Below are 22587 nucleotides of genomic sequence, written 5' to 3'. Positions count from 1 at the left end.
GGAACGAAAAACCATTACAGAAAAGAAATGCGGGATAAACGATGAAGAAAAACTATCGCATCGCCGTTCTTCCTGGTGACGGTATCGGACCGGAGATCATGCAGGAAGCAGTCAAAGTCCTTCAGCTTGTAGGAGAGCGCGAAGGCGTTACATTTACGTGCGAGGAAGGCCGAATCGGTGGAATTGCCATCGACACGGACGGAACTCCTTTGCCGGAAGCAACCGTCACATTGACGAAGCAAGCTGACGCTGTGCTGCTTGGCGCAGTAGGCGGACCGAAGTGGGATCAAAACCCGGGACATCTGCGCCCGGAAACTGGCCTTTTGGGCATTCGCAAAGCGCTTGGATTGTTTGCCAACATTCGCCCGGCGACCATGCACAGCTCGCTCGTCGACGCCTCTTCGCTCAAGCCTGAAGTGGTTTCCGGCGTAGACCTGATTGTCGTGCGCGAGCTGACTGGCGGCATTTACTTCGGGGAGAAAAAGCGCTACGACGGCCCGAACGGAGAAGTAGCGGAAGATCAGTGCATCTACAACGAAGCCGAAGTGGAGCGAATCATCCGCGTGGGCTTCGATATCGCCCGCAAGCGTCAAAAACGTCTCGTCTCCGTCGACAAAGCGAACGTCTTGGAAAGCTCCCGCCTCTGGCGCAAAGTAGCCGAACGCGTTGCAGCCGACTATCCTGACGTGGAGCTGTCGCATCAGCTGGTCGATTCGTGCGCGATGCAGCTTGTTCGCGCACCGAAGCAGTTCGACGTCATCGTGACGGAAAACATGTTTGGAGACATTTTGAGCGATCAGGCGGCTATGCTGACCGGATCGATCGGAATGCTCGCTTCTGCCAGTCTGGCAGCGGGAAGCTTCGGTCTGTACGAACCTGTGCACGGCTCCGCGCCTGATATTGCCGGAAAAGGCATTGCCAATCCGCTGGCGACGATTCTTTCCGTAGCGATGATGCTTCGCCTCTCGCTCGGCATGGATGAGGCTGCGGCAGCGGTCGAGAATGCCGTGTGGGCCGTTCTTGAGGCCGGACACCGCACAGGCGATATCGCAGCAGATCCGAGCAAAGCGATTGGCACCGTGGCAATGGGCCAACTGGTTCGCGACGAGCTGTCCAAACAGTTGCAGCATAAGTAAGCAAAAGCACGAAAAAGATGAAAAACCCTGCCGCAGCGTCCCAATGGACAACTGGCAGGGTTTTCGTTCGTTCATTCAACCGATCGTGATTTTGCCTTTTGGATAGCGGAAGTATTCTTTCTGCCTGCGTTGGGCCAGCGCGAATGCGATCGTCAGCGGCCCGACCCGTCCTGCGAACATCGTCAAAATGATCAGCGTTTTGCCGATCGGGGAGAGACTGGGGGTCAGCCCCATCGATAACCCGGTCGTGGCGAAAGCGGACGTGACTTCGAACAAAATCATTTCAAAACGTGCGCCTGCTTCCGTAATGGACAGAGCCATCGTGACGGCCATGACGATGAACAACCCGGTCATGGTCACGGTCAGCGACTTGTAAATCATGTGCGGCAAAATGCGTTGCCGGAAAAAGATGACGTCTTCCTTCCCTTTGATCTGGGCGATGACCGCACCGATGAGCGTGGCAAACGTCGTCGTCTTGATCCCGCCCCCGGTGGAACCGGGAGAAGCCCCGATGAACATCAGCAAAATGATCAGGAACAGCGAAGACTGGCGCATGTCGCCGATGCTCAGCGTGTTCGACCCGGCCGTTCGCGCCGTCACAGACTGATAGAGCGAGCCGAGCACTTTTCCGAGCATGGAGAGCGGCTGCAACGTTTTCGGGTTCGTATACTCCAAAATGAAGATCAGCACCGTACCGCCCAGCACCAAGAGGGCAGTCGTGGACAGGACGACTTTGGTATGCAGCGACAGGCGGCGCGTATGGCGATATTCGTACAGATCGCTGACGACGATAAAGCCAATCCCGCCGAGAATAATCAATAAGCATACGACGAGCGTGACGAGCGGATCGTCTACATAGCCCGTCAGGCTGGCGAAGTCGCCCATCAAGTCAAAGCCGGCGTTGTTGAAATTGGAGATGGCGTGAAAAAAGCCAAAGTAGATCGCTTTTGGCAAAGGAAAGTCGAAGGCGAACCGGATCGAAAGCAAAACCCCGCCGATCAGCTCTGCCAGCGCGGTGAAAATCAGGATCATTTTGGCCAGACGGACGACGCCTTCCATCGTCATCTGGTTCAGCGACTCTTGCAAGATCAGCCGCTCGCGCAACGAGATTTTTTTGCGCATGATCAAGGAAAAGAAAGTGGCGACGGTCATGAAGCCAAGACCGCCAATTTGGATAAGCGAGAGGATGACCATCTGACCGAAAGTCGTAAAGGTCGTTCCGGTGTCCACGACGACCAGACCTGTCACGCAGGTGGCCGAAGTGGCGGTGAACAGAGAATCAAGCCACGGCAGTCCTTGTCCGTTGACGGTAGCGCTCGGCAGGGTCAACAGGAATGTGCCGAGAAGGATAATCAGGGCGAACCCAAGGACGAGTGTTTTCGGGGGATCAAGCTGTAGCTTGTCAGTCCATTTTCTGATCATGTAGGTCATACCTCGACTTCTTTATACGATTGTGAATGGTTTGATGCGAGAAAAGCTCGGTATTTCCTTAGTATGGCGTTTCCCCTGAAAAAATTACCGCAAAAGGGCGGCCCCCAGGCGATGCAGCCAGTGCTTCAGTTCGCGCTCCTCCAGCGGGGCGAGCGGAAACCGGACAGCAGGGCGGCGCTTGGTGTCGTCAGGCTCGTCAGCTACCCGAAAAGCATGGCCGCACGTAAGCTCAAGCCCTTCTTCCCGCAAGATGGTTACGACCCGCTCTTCCAGCTCGGTGGCGTTCGTAGTCGGATTTCCCCATTCGATCCACGTATTCAGCCCGCCGGAAATCGGATACATCCGGGCGTGGGACGGCAAAGCCTGCTGCTTTTCCTTCCAAAGCCTAAGGAAGCGGGACTGGAACAAAGCGCGGTGATCCGGCAAATACTTTTCGTAAAACCAGGGATCGCCGAGGAGTGTAACGGCTGCCTCTACGACCAAGAGCGACGGCTCCGCACCTGTCATCGAGACAATCTGTCTGTAGCGCTCCAGCTCCTCTTCGGCAAAATCAGAAGGCAGCATCAGGACGCCGAGTTGCAGATCGCGTGCCAGCGTCTTGGACAGAGAGTGCAGGTAGTACACGTCGACAGAGCTTTTTTGCTGAAAAGCCATCTCGTAAATCGGCTTGCTCGGCTCCTCGAACCACAAGTCGCCGTAGTGGTCGTTTTCCACGATGCGCACGCTGTGGCGTTCGGCCCAGGCAAGCAGTTCTTCCTTGCGTTTCAGCGAGTAGCTGATCCCGGTAGGAAAATGATAGTGCGGATTGATCAAGAGCCAGTTGGCCGGGTAGTGCTCCTGTTCCTGATCGAGTGCTTCTATGCTGACTCCTTCGTCGTCGAGCCGAATCGGACGCACCGTGATGCCGCACTGACTGAGCAAGCGCAAAAAGACGGGGTAGCTGTATTCCTCCACGTAGACGACATCGCGCGGATTCATGATGCGCTGGGCGAGAAAGGCGAACCCGCTCGTACTCCGGTTGAACAGCAGCACGCGTTCAGGGGAGTGCGGCAAGCCTCTTCTGCTCAGGTGATCGGCAAATACTTTGGCGGCTTGGGCGCGGCGGAGTTTCTTTTGCGCCGAAGGTTCGTCCAGTACGGCCAGGCTCTCGTAAAAGGCGCCGCGCAGTCGCTTGACCAGCTCTTCGCCAGGGCGGGGAGAAGAGTCGGCGAGCGAAGCGATCGGAATGTCGGTGAGCGGCAGGCGGCTTTCCAGACGCGCTTCTTTTGCCAGTTGCGTCAAGTAGTAGCCTTTGCCGTGCACCGCCTCCAGCCAGCCTTCCAATGCGAGGTGATCGTATGCTTTTTTGACGGTTTCCAGCGAGCAGCCGCTGACGGTTTTCATATCGCGAAGGGAAATCAACTGCTGACCGTCTACAAGAAAGGCCCCGCGCAGAATAGCTGTTTTCAGTTGCTCGGCTAGTTGCACATAAATGGGCGTGTGGGATTGCTTGTGAAAATGGAACGAAAAAAATGGGCGTTCTGCCATCCGGGGACGCCTCCTTGTCTGTCGAAAATAGCTGTCATCAGCATTATATCGAAAACCGCGCCATCTCGGGTAGCAGAAGTGTGAAAAACGTCGAGAGGTTTTCACGGAAATCGCGCGGTTGAGCCGTACCGGATTGAGGGAAAATGGTAGAATGAGAGAAAATGCGCCAGCAGGAAAAGGGGAGGACGCAAAATGAGCACACAGGAGCACAAGGCATTGTCGCCCAAACACGTAACGTGCATGGTCATCACCGTGTCAGATACGCGAACCGAAGAGACAGACAAGAGCGGACAATTAATGAAGCAACTGGTGGGCGAAGCAGGTCATCACGTTGCCCTGTACCAGATCGTGAAGGACGAGCCTGCCGAGGTGATCGCAGCTATCGAAGCAGGAGTGGCGCATCCGGACGTGCAGGTCATTTTGCTCAACGGCGGGACAGGCATATCGCCGCGCGACAACACGTTCGAAGCGGTGCACGGCTTGCTGGAAAAAGAAATGCCCGGCTTTGGCGAGCTGTTTCGGATGCTGAGCTTTACGGAAGATATCGGATCGGCGGCCATGCTCAGTCGCGCAGTCGCGGGCACCCGGGGAGGAAAAATGATCTTCTCCACGCCTGGGTCGACAGGTGCGGTCAAGCTGGCGATGAATCGCCTGATCGTGCCGGAACTGGGGCATGTCGTGCGAGAGTTGAATCGCTGATCAGAACAGGATTTGCCGTGTTCTTGTCTCGTGTGGTACTGTTACGAAAGGAAATCGCTCGGTTTTCCACCGACTGTCGCAGCACAGATGGTTGGTGGCATGGCCGGATTGTGCAAGGAGAGTAGACTCATTCATGAAGATTGTATTATCGACCTTAAATGCCAAGTTCATTCACTCCTCACTGGCTTTGCGCTATTTGCGCAGCTACGCCCAGGAAGCTTTTCCGGGCATCGAGCTGGTGGAGTATACGATCAACGACGTGACGCTCAACATCGTGGCGGACATCTACAAGCGACAGCCCGATCTCGTCGCCTTTTCCTGTTATATCTGGAACATCCGCGAGACGTTGGACGTGATCCGCACATTGAAAAAAATATGTCCCGATGTTCCAGTGATCCTCGGAGGGCCGGAAGTGACTTACGATGCGGACGAATGGATGAAAAAGCATCCGGAGATTGATGTCATCGCCATCGGAGAAGGGGAGCAGACTTTTCTTGCGCTGCTGCAAACCTATCAGGAGGCGAAAAACAGCGGTCAGCCTCCTCGCCTGCGGGATGTAGCGGGAATCGCCTATCGCGACGACGAGTACGTTCGCTTTTCCATGCCGAGAGCACAGATTGAAGAGATGGATGCGATTCCGTCGCCATTTGTGGATCATCTCGACGAACTGAACAACCGCGTCGTCTATTTCGAGGCATCCCGGGGGTGTCCGTTCAAGTGTCAGTACTGTCTTTCTTCTATTGAAGATGGCGTGCGCTACTTCAGCCTGGAGCGGGTGAAGGAAGACTTGCTGCGATTGATTCAGCATGGCATCAAAACGATTAAGTTCGTTGACCGTACGTTTAATATCAATAAAAAGTATGCGTTGGAGATTTTCCAGTTCCTTATCGACAATCACAACGGCACTGTTTTTCAGTTCGAGATTACGGCAGACATTTTGCGTGCGGACGTCCTGGACTTTTTGACGGAAAATGCGCCTCCGGGGATTTTCCGCTTCGAGATCGGCGTCCAGTCTACCAATGACGAAACAAACCGCCTGGTGCAGCGCATCCAGCGCTTCGACCGTCTGTCCAGAACGGTTACGCAAATCAAGGAATCGAAGAAGATCGACCAGCATCTCGATTTGATCGCGGGCTTGCCGGAGGAAGACTATCACTCCTTCCGCAAGACGTTCAACGATGTGTTTGCCCTGCGTCCGGAGGAGCTTCAGCTCGGCTTTTTGAAAATGCTGCGCGGAACCGGAGTGCGGGCGCGCGCTGCCCAACACGGCTATGTGTTTATGGATGAAGCGCCTTACGAGATTTTGGGCAACAACGTGCTGTCTTTTGCGGATATGCAGAAGATCAAGCGGGTGGAGGACGTGCTGGAGAAATACTGGAACGCGCACCGGATGGATCTGACCTTGGAATGGCTTTTGGCCAATCAGTTCGAGACGGCGTTTGACTTCTTCCAGACGTTTGGCGACTATTGGGAAAAGCAAGGCTGGAGCCGCATCGGGCATCAGCTGGAAGATTTGTTCACTCGCTTGCAGTCCTTTTTGGAGCAGCAAAAGGTCGAAGGGCTGGAACACGTGCTCAGCCTGATGAAATTCGACTACCTGCGCAACCAGAAGCATCGCCCGCGCAAGCTGTGGTGGGAGGATGTCATGGACAAGGAAGCGATGCAGCTGACGTATGCTGCCGTTTACGAGCAGCGCGACCGTTTGCGCGAAGACTTTGCCGCGCATGCTGCGCTGGAAAAAGACTACTTCAAGCACACCGTAACGGCGAAAGTGACCTTCGATGTGGAGAAGTGGATGAGAACCGGAGAGATCATCGAAGGCGATTTTACCCTTGTCGTGTACTATCCGTATAAAAAAGAAGAAACGAACGATTTTGCTGTCGTCACTTCTGCCGTTCACGCTGCTGGCTGAGCGCGAGTATCAATACGTGGCGATGGACTTGCTGGAGAAGCGAAAAAAGCAGCTGACACCTGAGCATCTGCCGTGGATCGTCCACTGGATTACTACAAAGTCGTGGTGGGACACGGTCGACTATTTGGCGGCTCATACCACAGGCAAGCTGTTTTCCCTCTATCCCGAGCTGATCCGGCCGAATGTGACAGCGTGGGTGCAAGGAGACGACATCTGGCTTGCGCGAACAGCGCTCCTGTTCCAGCTGTCTTATAAGGCCAAGACCGATCAAGAGCTGCTGTTTTCCTTGATCGAGTCGTGTGCAGCGTCCAACCAATTTTTCATTCAAAAAGCGATAGGCTGGTCCCTGAGGGAATACGCTAAAACAGAACCCGAAGCAGTGCGTGGCTTTGTAGAAAGGACTGTGCTGTCGAACCTGAGCAAGCGAGAGGCGCTCAAACACTTTGGTTGATCGGCGCGTCGAGTTGTCCATGATTTCTTCGCTTGATAAAAATGGTTCATCTATTGCAAAATAGACAAGTACCTTTTTGCATGTTCACACGTAATAACTAAGAGTCACATACTGCGCGCAGCCACTGCCCGTCGACTGAAATTTTGCCGCCAGTGGCAAAGATAGGGGATTTTGCCTCATGGAAATCAACCTGCTGATGTCAATCATCGAACAATACGGCTACGTTGCGATTTTTTTCCTGCTCTGGCTGGGAATTGTCGGCTTGCCCATCCCGGATGAGCTGGTCGTCGCCACGGGAGGTTTTCTCGCCTCGATTGGCCTATTGGACCCGTTCTACTCGTTTTTGGCCGGGTACATGGGAGTTGCTTCCGGATTGACCATAGGTTTTTTATTAGGAAAATACTTTGGGAAGCCGATCTTGCAATGGCTGTCCAAAAGCGAAAAGATGAGACATGCTGTAGAGCGATCGACAGGCTTGCTGGAGAAATACGGCACGACAGCCTTGTGCATCAGCTATCTCTTTCCGGTTGTCCGCCACGTCGTGCCTTATTTGGTGGCGCTGGGAGGCATGACGTACCGCCGCTATGCCTTGCTGTCGTATCCGATCGGACTTGTCTGGACGATTGCTTTTTACTTTCTCGGCTATGTATTCGGAAACAACGTAGAGGCGATTATCGGGATGATTCGCCAGTACGGGTTTTACGCGTTGCTAGTCGTCGTGGTGGGACTGGCCGCCTGGCTGATCGTGCGCAAGCTCATCATCAGCAATCGCGCGTATCGGGCCAAAGGAGAATAAGCGATGAGACTGGAACAAGTGGCAACGCACAGGCGCAATCGCAATCTGGTGCTTGCGCTCGCCTGGCTGCTGGTGCTCGGAGGGTATTTCAGCTTCGAGCCGTTTGTCACGGCAGCGGGCGCTCTGATTGTGAACGGCTACGCCTGGTTTCTGATGTACACGGACAAGCGTCTGGCAAAAAGGAAAAGCTGGCGGATTCCCGAGGCCAGCCTTCTGCTCGTCGCTTTTCTCGGAGGAGGACCGGGGGCACTGGCGGGGATGCTGTTGCACCGCCACAAAACCCGGCATGCCTCCTTCCTGTTTTTTGTCCCACTGTTTTGTCTATTGCAAATCGCGCTGGTCGTCTGGATCGGCAGACAATAAGGCAAGAACCTCGTGTGCAACGAATGACGCGAGGTTCTTTTTTTGTTTTCCCATAATGAAAACGCATAAATGACAGAAAACTCTAAATTGTATGTTGCGCATTTGGGAAATCGAGCCTATAATAAGAAATGTAATCAACATTATCGAATGGCGTTCGATAATATCGAACGAACAGGAGGGATCATGAGCGAAAAGTTTATCCAATCTGTGGATCGAGCCATCGATATTTTGGAGCTGTTTTCCCTCGCGCAGCAGGAGCTGAGCGTCAAGGAGATCAGTGATCGGCTGCAACTCTCGAAGAGCACGGTTCACGGCTTGATCAAAACCTTGGAGCACAGAGGATACCTGGAGCAAAAGCCGACCGATCAAAAGTACAAGCTCGGACTGCGTCTGTTCGAGCTGGGGAACCTGGTTGGCAGCGGCATGGAGCTGCGCAATCTCGCCTACCCGATCATTCAAGAGTTGGTCGCGAAATTGCAAGAGACGGTTCACCTGGTCGTGCTCGACAAGGACGAAGTGGTGTACGTGGAAAAAGTGGAAGGGCCTGCTGCCCTGCGGATGTACTCCATGCTGGGGAAGCGCGCTCCCATGTATTGCACAGGGGTAGGGAAAGCGCTGTTCGCTTACTTGGATGAGGCGACCGTGGATCGCATTTTGCAAGAAGCGGAGATGACGGCATTCACGCCGTTTACGCTGACTGATCCGGACGCGATCAAGCAAGAGCTGGGCAAGATTCGCGAGCAAGGGTACGCCATCGACGACGAAGAGATCGAGATCGGCCTGAAATGCGTGGCAGCGCCGATTTTCAACCATGAAGGGAAAGTGATCGCCTCCATAAGCTGCGCCGGTCCCAAACATCGCTTCTCCGACGACAAAATGGCGACGTTCATTCACGAGGTCAAGCAAGCTGCGCTGGCGGTTTCCAGACGGTTTGGGTATCGAGGCTGATGGGCAACAAAAAGAGACTTCCCCCTTGTTGGAGCAGTTTTCAAGCGGCCAGCCGAAAACACCACAAAGAGAAGTCTATCTGAGAACCATTCGCCAACCATACTCAAACCTCCTGCAATTGGTGAGAGAATCATTTTTCAAATACGAAAAGGAGCGTGTCCGATATGAGCACTATCACAAAACCAATAAATATTTGGAAGTTCATCGATGAGAATAAAGACAGCCTGAAACCGCCTGTCAACAACAAAGTCGTCTGGAAGGACGCCGAGCTGATGATGATGGTGCTGGGCGGGCCAAACAAACGCCGCGACTTCCACGTCGATCCGTCCGAGGAAATTTTTTATCAGCTGAAGGGCGACTGCTACGTGGAAATCATCAACGCCGAAGGCAAGCGCGAGGTCATCACGGTACGCGAGGGAGAAATGTTCCTGTTGCCAGCGAATGTTCCGCATTCCCCGCACCGTGTAGCAGACACGATCGGGTTGGTCATCGAGCGCAACCGGGATGAAGGCGAGCTGGAAGATTTCGTCTGGTTTTGCGAGAAGTGCGACCAGGAGATGCACCGCACCCGCGTGCAGCTGACAGATATCGAAAAACAGGTGAAAGAAGCGATCCATACTTTCAACGGTAGCGAAGATTTGCGCACATGCAAAAACTGCGGTCATGTAGCGTCGGAGGAAGTGAAAGAATGGCAGCTAGAATAGATTTTCACACGCATATCATCCCGGCGGATTTACCTGATTTTTCGCAAAAATACGGCGGAGAGCGTTGGCCGACCCTGCAGCCGACATGCTCGTGCGGAGCGAACATCATGGTCGGCGGAAAGCTGTTTCGGGAGATTACCGATCAGTGCTGGGACCCGCAAAAGCGGATCGCGGACATGATCGCGGAAGGCGTGGACATGCAAGTGCTCTCGCCGATTCCCGTCACCTTTTCCTATTGGGCGCCGAGCGAGGCGGCAGAAGCGATGGCCCGCCTGCAAAACGACTTTATCGCCGATACAGTGCGTCAATATCCCGACAGGTTCATCGGACTCGGGACCGTTCCTTTGCAAGATGTGGAAAGCTCGATTCGCGAGATGGATCGCTGCATTCATCAACTAGGGCTGAAAGGGATCGAGATCGGTTCGAACATCAACGGGCAAAACCTCGACGATCCAGCCTTCCTGCCGTTTTTTGAGATGTGCGAGAAGTGGGACGTGCCGCTGTTTGTCCACCCGTGGGAGACGTTGGGTCGGGAGCGGATGCCGCGCCACAACTTCATGTACACCGTCGGAATGCCGAGCGAAACCGCGCTTGCCGCAGCGAGTCTGGTCGGCGGCGGGGTCATCGAGAAATTCCCGAATTTGCGCGTCTGCTTTGCGCACGGTGGCGGTTCTTTTCCGTACATCCTGCCGCGTCTCGACCAAGGCTGGAACGTGTGGCCGCACCTGCGCGTGACGGAGCATCCGCCGAGTCATTACACACAAAACTTTTACTTCGACTCGCTGAACTACGAGCCGTTGAATATCCGGCTTTTGATCGAAAGGTTCGGCCACGAAAAAATCGTCATGGGCACCGACTATCCGTTCTTGCTGCGCGAGCTTCCGCCGGGCAAAGTCATCGACGAGACGCCAGGGCTGACAGAAGAACAAAAAGTCGCCATGCTCGGCGGCAATGCATTGAGATTTTTGAAAGTGTGAGAGGAGAGGTAGGAGTGGGAGAACAGACAAAGACACCGGAGGAAAATCTTGCTGCCTTGCAGCTTTCGCTTCCGCAGCTCCGTACGCCAGTGGGCAACTACGTAGCTTGCGTCCGCACAGGCAATCTGTTGTTTACGGCAGGACAGGGAGTGGATCAGTACAAAGGCAAGCTGGGAAGAGACTTGACCGTCGAGGAAGGCTACCTGGCAGCCCGTCAGTCCATGCTGAACGTGCTTGCAGCGGTCAAGGCGGAGCTTGGCGATCTGGGAAAAGTGAAAAGAGTCGTCAAAATATTGGGATTTGTCAATTCGACGGAAGAGTTTACCGACCAGCCGAAAGTGATGAACGGTGCTTCCGATCTGTTGGTTGCCGTCTTTGGCGAGGCGGGCAAGCACGGTCGCTCTGCGGTAGGCATGGCCCAGCTTCCGAACAATACGGCAGTTGAAATCGAGATGGTACTGGAGATCGAGGACTAGGCAGGAGGGAACTATGAACAGCATTCACGTGAAAAATGCCAAGCTGTTTATCAACGGCGAGTACGTCGATGCGCAGTCCGGCGAAACGTTTGACACGATCAATCCGGCCACGGGCGAGAAGCTGGCGGAAGTGGCTTGCGCAGACGTACACGATACAAACAGGACGATTGAAGTAGCACAGGCTGCTTTTGAGAGCGGCGTGTGGAGCAAAAAATCGGCCGAGGAACGCGCGGAAATTTTGTGCCGGATGTCTGATCTGGTGATGGAACGCGTGGAAGAGCTGGCGACAGTCGAAACGCTCGACGTCGGCAAACCGATCAAGGAAAGCCTTGGCTTCGATATCCCGCGAGCGGCGCAAAACCTGCGGTTCTTTGCGGAAATGGCGAAGTATGTCCACCATGAGCACTACGACAAAGGCAACTTCATGTCGTACGCCAAATACGCTCCGGCAGGCGTGACCAGCCTGATCATCCCGTGGAATTTGCCGTTCATGCAGATGACGTGGAAAGCTTCTGCGGCGCTGGCGGCAGGCAATACCGTCGTGGTCAAACCGGCGTCGTATACGCCCTTGTCGGCACTCATGCTCGGTGAGATCGCCAACGAAGCTGGCCTTCCTGCTGGCGTTCTGAATATTTTGACGGGACCAGGCGGAACGGTCGGGACGGCCATGACCACCAACCCGCATGTGCGCCGCATCTCGTTTGTCGGCGAGACGACGACAGGCAAAACGATCATGAAAAACGCAGCCGCCGAGCTGATTCCCGTCTCTTTGGAGCTGGGCGGAAAATCGGCGAACATCGTGTTTGCGGACGCGGACTTGGACGAAGCGGTAAAAGGCTCCGTAGAGGCGATTTTCCGCAATCAGGGCGAGATTTGCCTGGCTGGCTCCAGACTTTTGGTGCAAGAGACGGTGTACGAGCCATTTTTGGAAAAGTTCGTGGCCGCCGTGCAGAAGATCAAAGTCGGCGATCCGCTGGCTCCAGACACAGACATGGGCGCGCTCGTCTCCAAAAGCCATCTGGAAACCGTCGATGAGTACGTGCAGATTGGCTTGGCCGAAGGGGCGAAGCTGGCACATGGCGGCAAGCGCGTAGCGGGCCTGGACAAAGGCAATTTTTACGAGCCGACCGTCCTGTACGATGTCGATAACAAAATGCGGGTGGCCCAGGAAGAGATTTTCGGCCCGGTACTGGTCGTCATCCCGTTCAAAACAGAAGAAGACGCGATTCGGATCGCCAACGATTCCATCTACGGACTGGCAGGGGTGGTCTGGACGAACGACTTGCGCCGGGCGCACCGCGTCGCGGCAGGCATCAACTCGGGCCTGTTGTGGATCAATTGCTGGTACGTCCGCGACCTGCGCACGCCTTTTGGCGGGTCCAAGGCAAGTGGAATCGGCCGGGAAGGCGGACGCCACAGCTTTGAATTTTATACCGAAGCCAAAACCGTGACGATGAAGCTGTAGGCAGCGGGGAGAGTCGAAAGGTGGTCAGAAGATGGGGAGCTTAGTGGAGACAATCGCGCAAGAACTGCTGGCGGCCGAGCAAAGCTGCCAGCCAGTGGCGCCGATAACGGAACGCTTTGCAGGCTTGGAGGCAAGCGATGCGTATCGCATCCAGCTCAAGGTGTTGGAGAAAAAGCTCGACAGCGGTCGGGCAGTCATCGGCAAAAAAGTCGGGCTGACCAGCCTGGCGATGCAGCGGATGCTCGGTGTGAATGAGCCGGACTACGGTCATTTGCTCGACAACATGCTGGTGTCAAACAACGGGACTGTCGAGGTGAACAGGCTTTTGCTTCCGAAAGTGGAGGCGGAGATCGGCTTCGTGCTCGGAGCAGATTTGCAGGGGCCAAACGTCAACTATCTCGACGTGCTGATGGCGACCGAATATGTGGTGCCGACGCTAGAGATCATCGACAGCCGGATTGCCGACTGGAAGATCAAGCTCGTCGATACGGTAGCGGACAACGGTTCCTCGGCGCTTGTCGTGGTCGGCGATCAGCGCACGCGCCTGGCGGGTCTGGATTTGCGCAGCGTGGGAATGGCGATGTACAAAAATGGGCTTGAAGTGGGAAATGGAGCAGGAGCAGCGGCGCTCGGTCATCCGGCGCACGCAGTGGCCTGGCTGGCAAACAAGCTGCATGAATTTGGCATCAGCCTGAAGGCGGGTGAACTGATTTTGCCGGGAGCGCTGTCTGCTGCTGTCGCTGTTCAAAAGGGAGATGTCGTCACGGCCAGCTTTGGCGCATTGGGTGCCGTAACCGTGACGTTTCGTTAGAGAGGAGACATACTGTGAGAAAAATCAAGGCGGCCATCTTGGGTTCAGGAAACATCGGGACCGACCTGATGTACAAGTTGGAGAGAAGCAGGGAAATCGAGATCGCAGCCGTCATCGGGATTGATCCCGACTCGGATGGTTTACAGCGGGCAAAAGAGCGGGGATATGCGGTATTTGCCAACGGGATACAGGCGATTGCGGATCAGCCTGACATGGCGGAGATCGTGTTTGATGCCACCTCGGCAAAAGCGCACGTGCGTCACGCAAAAGCGCTGAAGGAGCTGGGCAAGGTAGCGATTGACCTGACTCCGGCAGCTCGCGGCCCCTTCGTCTGTCCGGTGGTAAATCTGCAGGAGCAGCTGGAAAAAGAAACAGCCAACGTCAACATGATCACTTGTGGCGGTCAGGCGACGATCCCGATCGTCTATGCGATCAACCGGGTAGCCGATGTCAGCTATGCGGAAATCGTGGCGACGATTGCCAGCAAAAGCGCAGGCCCGGGAACGCGTGCCAATATCGACGAGTTTACCGTGACGACTCGCCAAGGACTGGAGCAAGTCGGGGGAGCGGATCAAGGCAAGGCGCTCATCATCCTCAATCCTGCGGAACCGCCCATTTTGATGCGCGACACGGTGTATTGCGAAGTCAAGCAGATGGATCAGGCGGCGATTCGCCAGTCGATTGCGGAAATGGTCGAGCAAGTGAGACAGTACGTTCCTGGCTACCGGTTGAAGCAGGAACCGCTGTTTGAAGAAAATCGCGTAACCGTGTTCCTGGAGGTCGAAGGTGCGGGAGATTATTTCCCGCCTTACGCAGGCAATTTGGACATCATGACGGCTGCGGCCGTGCGGGTGGGAGAAGAGGTCGCCCGTCATCTTTTGGATGGGAGAGGGGTTAGCCTTGGAACGGAATAGCGATAAACCAATCAAAATAACAGAGGTTTGCTTGCGCGACGGCAGCCACGTCGTTGCCCATCAGTTCACGCGTGAGCAGGTGCAGGCTGTCGCCAAAGGGCTGGACGATGCAGGCGTCCCTTACGTCGAAGTCAGTCACGGAGACGGTCTGGGCGGTTCGACGATCCAGTACGGACGCTCTCTCGTCGGTGAGATGGAACTGATTGAAGCGGCAGTTGCTTCGTGCAAGCAAGCGAAAGTCGCGGTGTTGCTCATACCGGGCATCGGTACGGTACATGAACTGAAGGAAGCGCAAAACCGCGGGGCGGGACTGGTTCGGGTAGCGACCCATGTGACGGAAGCCGATGTATCTGCGCAGCACATTCACATCGCGCGCGAGCTGGGAATGGAAGTGTGCGGCTTCTTGATGATGGCCCACTCTGCCCCGGTCGAAAAGCTGGTCGAGCAAGCGAAGCTGATGCAGAGCTACGGTGCCGAGGCGGTATACGTGACCGATTCGGCGGGAGCGCTTTTGCCTGATCAGGTACGGGAACGCATTCGCGCGCTGCGCCAATCGCTGGACATCGAAATCGGCTTTCACGCGCATAACAACTTGTCGGTGGCGATCGCCAACACTTTGGTTGCGCTGGAGGAAGGGGCGACCCGGATTGACGGCAGTCTCCGCTGTCTGGGAGCCGGAGCGGGCAACGCACAGACGGAAGTGTTGATTGCGGTGCTGGATCGCATGGGAATGGACATCGGGATTGATTTGTACAAACTGATGGACGTCGCCGAAGAGATCGTTGGCCCGATCATGCCGCACTCCCAGGAAATCCGCAAGGGCAGCCTCGTGATGGGCTATGCCGGAGTTTACTCCAGCTTCCTTTTGCACGCAGAGCGGGCGGGAAAACGGTTTGGCGTCGATCCGCGCGACATTTTGCTGGAAGTAGGCAGGCGCAAAGCCGTCGGCGGACAGGAAGACATGATCATCGATGTCGCGGCTGAACTGGCGAAGTTGCAAAAGGCAGGGGGATGACAGATGGCAGTGACGCAGGAAGTGCAAAGCGAGCTGGTCGAATATTTACTTATGGCACAACGGGAACGGCGTGAGGTGGAAAAGCTGACGGCGAAGTACCCTGACTTGCCCATCGAGACTGCCTATGAGATTCAAGCGCAGCTGATTGCGCGAATGGAAGCTGATGGTGAGCGCTGCATCGGCTTGAAGCTGGGATTGACCAGCAGGGCCAAGCAGCAAATGATGGGGGTGCACGAAGCTATTTACGGCTACCTGACAGACGGGATGCTCGCGCTGGAGTGGGAGCCGCTTTCCTGCCAACGCTTCATCCATCCCAAGGCAGAGCCGGAAATCGCGTTTCTCATGGGCGAAGATTTGGCGGGAACAGCCGTGACGGCCGAAGATGTGCTGCGCGCCACGCGCTATGTCGCGCCAGCCATCGAAATCATCGACAGCCGCTATGAAAATTTCCGTTTCACCCTCCCGGATGTCGTGGCGGACAATTGCTCTTCTTCCGCTTTTCTGGTAGGCAGCAAATGGGTATCGCCCCACGAATTTGATCTCGCGTTAACAGGTGTGGTCATGAGCAAAAATGGCGTGACTCAGACGACAGGCTCCGGAGCGGCCGTGCTGGGATCGCCGGCAGCGGCAATGGCCTGGGCAGTCAACAAGCTGGGCGAGCGCGGACTTGGTTTGAAAAAAGGCCAGATTGTGTTGTCCGGTGCGATCACAGAAGCGATTGCCTTTGAACCGGGTGACGTCATTACCGTGACGGTCGACGGTTTGGGCAGTGTCTCCTTCGGCTGCCAGGCGTAGACCGGCAACATAGTCAACCGAGGCAGCGGCTTTACAGCTTGTTGAAAAGACAGAGGTGATGTTCATGCCAATCGTACAGGTGTCCATCCTGGAAGGCCGAGACAAAGAACAGATCAGACAAATGATTGAGGGCGTTACTCAAGCCATCACAGATAGCTTGCAGGTGAAGCCGGAGCAAGTCCGTGTACTGGTAACAGAGGTTCCCCCTTCCCACTGGGGCGCGGGGGGAGTCACAAAAGAACAATCCCGTTCCCTGTAACGGAAAATCAAGGAGGTCACTCATGTCTCAATCATCTATCCCACTAACACAAAGCTACGCCCAACAGCTGGATGCCCAGGACGAGTTGACAAAATACCGCGAAGAGTTTTACTTGCTGCCTGCCATGTACCTGGATGGCAATTCGCTGGGACTTATGTCAAAACGAGCAGAGAAAAGCTTGCAGGACATCATGCTTTCTTGGAAAGAGCTTGGCATTGACGGTTGGACGACAGGACAGCATCCGTGGTTTTTCCTGCCAGAAAAATTGGGGGAAATGAGTGCGTCGCTCGTCGGGGCTGAACCGGAGGAAGTCATTGTGACTGGTTCTACCACCGTCAACTTGCATCAGTTGGCAGCGACTTTTTATCAGCCGCAAGGGAAAAGAACGAAAATCATTGCGACAGAGCTTGACTTCCCGACCGACATTTACGCCCTGCAAAGCCAAATCAAACTGCACGGCTTGAATCCGGATGAACAGCTGGTTCGCATCGCTTCCCGGGACGGCCGTCTCATTGAAGAAGACGACATTATCAGCGCGATGACAGAGGAAGTCGCACTCGTCATTTTGCCGACTGTGCTCTACCGCAGCGGACAACTGCTCGATATCGAACGTCTGACCAAAGCAGCTCACGAGAGAGGCATCCTGATCGGCTTTGACGGCTGCCACTCGGTAGGAGCCATCCCGCACTACTTCAGCAAGTGGGAAGTGGATTTCGCTTACTGGTGCAACTACAAGTACCTGAACGGCGGCCCTGGCTGCGTAGGAAGCCTGTATGTCAACCGCAAGCATTTTGGCAGAGTACCGGGATTGACAGGCTGGTACAGCTCGAAAAAAGACAAACAGTTCGATATGGAACATACGCTGGACGTCTGCGAGACGGCTGGTGCCTATCAATTGGGAACGCCGAACATGCTAAGCGTCGCACCGCTGCTCGGTTCGCTGGAAATGTTCCAGGAAGTGCCGATCGAGAAGCTCCGCGAAAAGTCGCTCAAGCTTACGAGATACATGATGGATTTGATGGAAGTGGAGCTGGCTGGCATGGGCTTTACCGTAGCGAATCCGACAGAGGACGAACGCCGCGGCGGTCACGTCAGCCTGGAACACGAAGAAGCGGTGCGAATTTGCAAGGCGTTGAAAGAGGGCGGGATCATTCCGGACTTCCGCGCGCCGAACATCATTCGCCTGGCTCCGGTTGCCTTCTACACGACGTACAGCGAAGTCTGGGAAAGCGTGCAAGTGTTAAAAGCGATCATGCAAGAAAAGCGCTACGAAAAATTCGAAAACAAGCGCGGGGTTGTCGCCTAAGCGCTTGGTTAAAGGAGTGAGTGCACTTGGCAAATCAAAATCAATTTCAAGACATCATGGAACGTGAAAAAGGGCTGCAGCGCGGGTTAACCACCCGCCAGCTCGCCATGATTGCCATCGGCGGCGCAATCGGTACGGGGTTGTTTTTGGGAAGCGGGATGGCGATTGGCTTTGCCGGACCGAGCGTAATTGTCAGCTATTTGATCGGGGCCGTGATCGCACTGCTGCTGATGGGCTGCCTCGCGGAAATGACGGTAGCTCATCCGACGACAGGCTCGTTTGGCGCCCATGCGGAGCGTTACGTGAGTCCGTGGGCAGGCTTTTCCGTCCGCTACGCGTACTGGTTCAGTCTGGTCTGCGCGATAGGAACCGAAGTATCTGCGATGTCTGTCTACATGAAATACTGGTTCCCTGACGTTCCAGGCATCATCTGGATTCTCATCTTCTCAGCCGTTCTGCTTTATGTAAACGCTACCAGTGTCAATTTGTTCGGTACCGTCGAATACTGGTTCTCTATGATTAAAGTCGCTGCCATTATTTTGTTTATCGTATTCGGAGCTTATGTCGTATTCGGCGGTAGCGCGAACCCGGAGATCGGCCCGCAAAACTTCACGAACAACGGAGGCTTTTTCCCGAATGGCATGTGGGGCATGTGGATCGCCATTTTCATCTCCTTGTTCAGCTATCTCAGCATTGAAATGATCGCGGTCAGTGCTGGAGAAGCGAAAGAACCGGAAAAAGCGGTTCCGATGGCGTTGAAGTCGGCAGTCGTTCGTCTCGTCCTGTTCTACATCATGACGCTCGCTTTGATGCTGATGATCGTTCCTTGGCAAAATGCCGGAAGTGATGCGAGTCCATTTGTCAAAGTATTTCAAATTATCAATATTCCGGGCGCGGCTGGCATCATGAACTTCGTCGTGCTCACGGCTGCCCTGTCTGCGATGAACAGCCAGCTGTACATTTCTACCCGCATGGTATTTTCCTTGTCCCGCGCAGGCTTCGCTCCTGCCAAACTCGGAGAGCTGAGCAAAAAAGGCGTTCCGGTCAAAGCGCTGGCGCTGTCCACCATCGGAATTGCCATCGCCTCGATTATCAACATCGTCGCACCTGACCAGTCGTTCGTCGTGATGATCTCCCTTTCCAGCTTCGGTGCCATGTTCGCCTGGTTCATGGTCTTTGTCACCCACTTGTTTTTCCGCCGCAAATGGGAGGAAATGGGCGGTCGCAAACTGCCAGTGAGAATGATCGGCTTCCCGTACTTGACGATTATCGGAGCTGTTTTACTGGCTTGCGTCGTACTCTCGACCTGGTTCCAGCCGGAATTTAAGGACACCTTGACTATGGGCTTCCCGCTTTTGCTGCTCATCACGATCGCCTACTTCATCTGGAAAAAGGCAAACCCGGCTGCCTATGAAGCGTCCGTCAACATGGGCAAGCAAGGCGCAAGCGACAAGAAAGACATCCCATCGTAACATCCAGACTTTCATAAAACGTTGAGAGAAAAGGTAGGGGGGAAATTCGATGAAGAACAAGCAGACAAAGCGAGTCGTCAGTGCATGGCTTGCCACTGCGCTCGCGGTAGGCTCGCTCATTCCGTTGACAGCCGTAAATGCTGCGGGAGAGGCTCAGTCAAACAGCTTTACCGCTCCGCGTACCGGGCTGAATGTGAATGCGCCTGATGCGCCGCCGCCGTATCCAAAAGCAGAGCACAAGCTGCTCCCTGGCGAACCGGCGGAGCCTGCGGCTGGTACGTGGGGGTACGATGTCAAAACAGGCAAGTTCAAGCACCCGACTGCTACGCCGGACAACGAAGGGCCGCAGCCGTTCAACGGAAGCTTGCCTTATTTGGATCAAAACCAGTACATCAAAAACATGAAAGTCGAAGGATTTTACCCGTACGTGGCAGGGTGGGGCCACAGCTGGCAAGCCACTTTTGACTTGAATGGCCGCCGCTATTTGTACGACTACGAAACGACGATGTACAACGTGTACGATATTACTGATCCGCGCAATGCCAAGCGCATCGCGTACAAAAACTTTGACACCAAAGTAGAACACCAGTTTGGACCGATGACGATCAAGTACAACAAACAACTCGGCAAGCTGATCGCTGTGCAAGTTTACGAAGTGCCGCGCTACGGTGTACTGTCCAACAAATACACCAATCCCGAAGAAGTGGAAGCGATCAAAAAACGCGAAATGCTGCGCGGCTTCCGGATTTATGAAGTAACCAGCCCGCTGTTTACCGATTGGAAGCTGCTCTCCGAAACGGCGCTTGACCCGAAGGCGAAGCCTGGCGATGCCGTACAGCAAGGCTCGGGCGGTCTGGATGTGCCTGTGTATAACGGCGACAAATATTTGTTTATCGCCGGAGCGCCGGACGACAGCTTCTCCAATACCGAGTACAAAAGCTATCTGTACTCCGCAGGACAATTGGCCTTTGACGTCTCCGATCCGACCAAGCCAAAACGTCTGGATACATGGTGGGTGCCTGGACAGCGCAAAGGGGAAGAAGCGGAATATAACAAAAACCCGCGTGCAGGCAACAAGACGACCTGGATGGGCGCGAGAATGCCGCTGTTCATTCCGAAGCCGGTTGAACAGGGCGGCAAGTACGGCTATGCAGCGATGGGCGGCTACGGCTTCTGGGTAGTGGACATCAGCGATCCGAACAACATGAAAGCCGTATCCCATATCGACATGCCGATGAGTGTGAGCGGTACGGAAGGCGACAATATCGATGTGACCAAAGTAGAGACGACCGGAATGGTCTATTACAGCGGCTACCCGCTTGGCGAAGACTGCCACGAGCCGTACAAGGAAATTTATGCGATCGACGTTCGCGACCCGCTGAAACCGAAAATCGCCATGACCTTGCCACGGCCTACGCCGCCAAGCGACGCTCCGTTCACAGACTACTGCCAGCGTCGCGGCAGCTTCGGACCGAAGCGCAGCGGCTACGCGGCGATTCAGCCGGGCACGCCTAGCCAAACGGTCATGCCGTACGCCTTTTACAACGCAGGCGTGCAAGTCTTTGACCTGAAAGACCCGAACAAACCGACGATTGGCGCTTACTTTGTGCCAAAAATGTCCGGAGAATACTTGAGCAACGACGGCAGCGGCTTCGAGCAGAGCGAGCACTCCAATCCGGTGCACAGCATTTTCGTCGAGTGGGATCGCAACCTCGTGTGGGCTTTCTCCAACCACGGCATCTACGTGCTGTCCACCCCGCTTCTGGGCAACCCGGTCAACGGATTGCCGAAAAAGTAGCCGCAACGGATGGCTCAAAAAAGAGAGGGTTTCGACTTTAGGAGACTACTGAAAAAGCCCCGTTGATACAGAACAGGTACAGCCACTCAAGAAAAATGAGGGGGTGTACCTTTTTCTGTATCTTTCAGGGAAACACGCAACATAACAGTAAAAAAAGCTAACGCTTATCTAATTGATTGTTCTTCACGAACTCATCAAAATCGTCGCTTTCATCATCAATCGCTAATCGATGCTGATTGTACTTCTCATACTCCGCTGTAGCCAATTTCTCCGCAACTTCTTGTGAAATTTTACCTGCATTCGTTAAAATCTCACGTTCATTAAACTTCAAAAATGAATTTAGCTTATCAATCCAATCCTTCATGTACATGAGGGACTGGCGTTCTGCTTGGTCTTCCGCATAGTCCAAGTACATTGTTACAATGCGATTTAATGACTGCAATTCTTTGTCGGTCAAATAATTTTTAGCTACTGTTACATCGCTTTTCCTAACTTTGTTGCCTTTCCAACTTGTTAGTCCCATATTATCTTTTTCTGCGTTTGCTCGCTCGGCAATCAGCTCTGCCGCTGTATGTCCATGAATGGCAAAGTGAAGTTTGTTCTGCACAGTCGCAAAAAATTCCTTGGACATGCTGGCGTTGGGATCGTAGTCAACAGAAGTGGCGTAGATATCTGTAATTTTGCGATAAAATCTTTTCTCGGATGCACGTATGTCACGAATTCGCTGAAGGAGTTCGTCGAAATAGTCTTGCCCGAAATGGCGCATGTCTTTCAAGCGCTCATCATCCATCGTAAAACCTTTGACAAGATATTCGTTTAGCCGTTCTGTTGCCCAACGTCTGAACTGTGTACCTCTGTGCGAGCGGACGCGGTAGCCGATAGCAATGATCAACTCCAAATTGTAGTGCTTGGTGCTGCGTTTTATTTCTCTTTTTCCTTCGATTTGAACTTGTAAGTATTCCTTACAAGTTGACTCCAACGATAGTTCTCCTTCTTCATAAATGTTCTTAATATGAAGTGTGATGTTCTGCGGCGTTGTTTGATATAACTCCGCGATGGCTTTCTGCGTCATCCAGACGGTTCCGTTTTCCAACTTCACATCGATTTTCGTTTTCCCGTCCTCGGTTTGGTATAGTAAAAGGTCAGTATGATTGTCCATGAAAAGTTCCCCCTTAGCTTTTGCTTGTTTACGGGATGGAAGCGTATGTTCTTATTTTGTCGTATTTAAATAATATACGTTGAAAAAGCATCTCGCAAGGTTAAGACTACTGAAAAAGCCCCGTTGATACAGAACAGGTACAGCCACTCACAAAACCGAGGGCGCTGTACCTT

At 54.2% G+C, this 22587-nt stretch carries 22 protein-coding genes; 19 read left to right on the top strand and 3 right to left on the bottom strand.

Annotated elements, in window-relative coordinates; genetic code table 11:
- Window positions 1–41: 41 nt before the first annotated feature.
- Window positions 42–1136 (top strand): 3-isopropylmalate dehydrogenase, encoded by a 1095-nt coding sequence (leuB, locus tag IRJ17_RS24400; protein ID WP_122963133.1) that lies wholly within the window; start codon window positions 42–44, stop codon window positions 1134–1136.
- A gap of 75 nt (window positions 1137–1211) precedes the next feature.
- Here leuB and IRJ17_RS24395 read toward each other — a convergent pair whose 3' ends face one another.
- Both IRJ17_RS24395 and IRJ17_RS24390 read right to left on the bottom strand, forming a co-directional pair.
- Window positions 1212–2558, bottom strand: a complete 1347-nt coding sequence (locus IRJ17_RS24395) for a TrkH family potassium uptake protein (protein ID WP_122963264.1) — start codon at window positions 2556–2558, stop codon at window positions 1212–1214.
- A 93-nt stretch (window positions 2559–2651) separates the two neighbouring features.
- Window positions 2652–4094, bottom strand: coding sequence for an aminotransferase-like domain-containing protein (locus IRJ17_RS24390; RefSeq protein WP_122963134.1), 1443 nt, complete (start codon window positions 4092–4094; stop codon window positions 2652–2654).
- Window positions 4095–4286: 192 nt separating this feature from the next.
- Here IRJ17_RS24390 and IRJ17_RS24385 point away from each other — a divergent pair, with 192 nt between their 5' ends.
- From IRJ17_RS24385 to IRJ17_RS24300, 18 genes are all read left to right on the top strand, one after another.
- On the top strand, window positions 4287–4793 hold the full coding sequence (locus IRJ17_RS24385) for a MogA/MoaB family molybdenum cofactor biosynthesis protein (protein ID WP_122963135.1): 507 nt from the start codon (window positions 4287–4289) through the stop codon (window positions 4791–4793).
- Window positions 4794–4926: 133 nt separating this feature from the next.
- A complete protein-coding gene (locus tag IRJ17_RS24380; RefSeq protein ID WP_122963136.1) occupies window positions 4927–6705 on the top strand; it encodes a B12-binding domain-containing radical SAM protein in 1779 nt (592 codons plus the stop codon).
- Window positions 6668–7156, top strand: coding sequence for a DNA alkylation repair protein (locus tag IRJ17_RS24375; protein WP_242772137.1), 489 nt, complete (start codon window positions 6668–6670; stop codon window positions 7154–7156). Before IRJ17_RS24380 ends, IRJ17_RS24375 begins: the two co-directional genes overlap by 38 nt.
- 178 nt (window positions 7157–7334) lie before the next feature.
- Window positions 7335–7952 (top strand): DedA family protein, encoded by a 618-nt coding sequence (locus IRJ17_RS24370; RefSeq protein ID WP_063228714.1) that lies wholly within the window; start codon window positions 7335–7337, stop codon window positions 7950–7952.
- Window positions 7953–7955: 3 nt separating this feature from the next.
- A complete protein-coding gene (locus IRJ17_RS24365) occupies window positions 7956–8315 on the top strand; it encodes a DUF1294 domain-containing protein (protein ID WP_122963137.1) in 360 nt (119 codons plus the stop codon).
- Between the two features lie 183 nt (window positions 8316–8498).
- Window positions 8499–9263: an IclR family transcriptional regulator gene (locus IRJ17_RS24360; protein WP_122963138.1), complete on the top strand. Its 765-nt coding sequence runs from the start codon at window positions 8499–8501 to the stop codon at window positions 9261–9263.
- A gap of 164 nt (window positions 9264–9427) precedes the next feature.
- Complete coding sequence (locus IRJ17_RS24355) at window positions 9428–9967, top strand: 3-hydroxyanthranilate 3,4-dioxygenase (protein WP_242772134.1); 540 nt, start codon at window positions 9428–9430, stop codon at window positions 9965–9967.
- Complete coding sequence (locus IRJ17_RS24350; protein WP_217021948.1) at window positions 9952–10944, top strand: amidohydrolase family protein; 993 nt, start codon at window positions 9952–9954, stop codon at window positions 10942–10944. Before IRJ17_RS24355 ends, IRJ17_RS24350 begins: the two co-directional genes overlap by 16 nt.
- A gap of 14 nt (window positions 10945–10958) precedes the next feature.
- Window positions 10959–11420 (top strand): RidA family protein, encoded by a 462-nt coding sequence (locus IRJ17_RS24345; RefSeq protein WP_122963141.1) that lies wholly within the window; start codon window positions 10959–10961, stop codon window positions 11418–11420.
- A gap of 13 nt (window positions 11421–11433) precedes the next feature.
- Window positions 11434–12885 carry an aldehyde dehydrogenase gene (locus IRJ17_RS24340; protein ID WP_173596219.1) on the top strand — a complete coding sequence of 484 codons (1452 nt, stop codon included), beginning with the start codon at window positions 11434–11436 and terminating at the stop codon, window positions 12883–12885.
- 31 nt (window positions 12886–12916) lie between these two features.
- Entirely contained in the window at window positions 12917–13696 is a 780-nt protein-coding gene (locus IRJ17_RS24335; RefSeq protein ID WP_242772131.1) for a 2-keto-4-pentenoate hydratase, read from the top strand.
- A 14-nt stretch (window positions 13697–13710) separates the two neighbouring features.
- Complete coding sequence (locus IRJ17_RS24330; RefSeq protein WP_242772129.1) at window positions 13711–14610, top strand: acetaldehyde dehydrogenase (acetylating); 900 nt, start codon at window positions 13711–13713, stop codon at window positions 14608–14610.
- Complete coding sequence (dmpG, locus tag IRJ17_RS24325) at window positions 14597–15625, top strand: 4-hydroxy-2-oxovalerate aldolase (RefSeq protein ID WP_242772127.1); 1029 nt, start codon at window positions 14597–14599, stop codon at window positions 15623–15625. Before IRJ17_RS24330 ends, dmpG begins: the two co-directional genes overlap by 14 nt.
- Before the next feature lie 3 nt (window positions 15626–15628).
- Window positions 15629–16420 carry a 2-keto-4-pentenoate hydratase gene (locus tag IRJ17_RS24320; RefSeq protein ID WP_242772125.1) on the top strand — a complete coding sequence of 264 codons (792 nt, stop codon included), beginning with the start codon at window positions 15629–15631 and terminating at the stop codon, window positions 16418–16420.
- A 64-nt stretch (window positions 16421–16484) separates the two neighbouring features.
- Window positions 16485–16679, top strand: coding sequence for a 4-oxalocrotonate tautomerase (locus IRJ17_RS24315; protein WP_122963147.1), 195 nt, complete (start codon window positions 16485–16487; stop codon window positions 16677–16679).
- Window positions 16680–16701: 22 nt separating this feature from the next.
- On the top strand, window positions 16702–17985 hold the full coding sequence (gene kynU, locus IRJ17_RS24310) for a kynureninase (RefSeq protein WP_122963148.1): 1284 nt from the start codon (window positions 16702–16704) through the stop codon (window positions 17983–17985).
- 56 nt (window positions 17986–18041) lie between these two features.
- On the top strand, window positions 18042–19457 hold the full coding sequence (locus tag IRJ17_RS24305; protein ID WP_122963265.1) for an amino acid permease: 1416 nt from the start codon (window positions 18042–18044) through the stop codon (window positions 19455–19457).
- Window positions 19458–19506: 49 nt separating this feature from the next.
- Window positions 19507–21255 carry an LVIVD repeat-containing protein gene (locus IRJ17_RS24300; RefSeq protein WP_122963149.1) on the top strand — a complete coding sequence of 583 codons (1749 nt, stop codon included), beginning with the start codon at window positions 19507–19509 and terminating at the stop codon, window positions 21253–21255.
- A gap of 157 nt (window positions 21256–21412) precedes the next feature.
- On the opposite strand, the gene IRJ17_RS24295 is transcribed toward IRJ17_RS24300, so the two are convergent.
- Entirely contained in the window at window positions 21413–22414 is a 1002-nt protein-coding gene (locus IRJ17_RS24295; protein WP_242772123.1) for a virulence RhuM family protein, read from the bottom strand.
- Window positions 22415–22587 lie beyond the last annotated feature (173 nt).

It is taken from the genome of Brevibacillus parabrevis, from assembly GCF_022701015.1.
In the GTDB taxonomy this organism is placed as follows: domain Bacteria; phylum Bacillota; class Bacilli; order Brevibacillales; family Brevibacillaceae; genus Brevibacillus; species Brevibacillus parabrevis.
The sequence above is the reverse complement of the archived record's forward strand: the minus strand, read 5'-3'. Positions and strand labels throughout refer to the sequence as shown.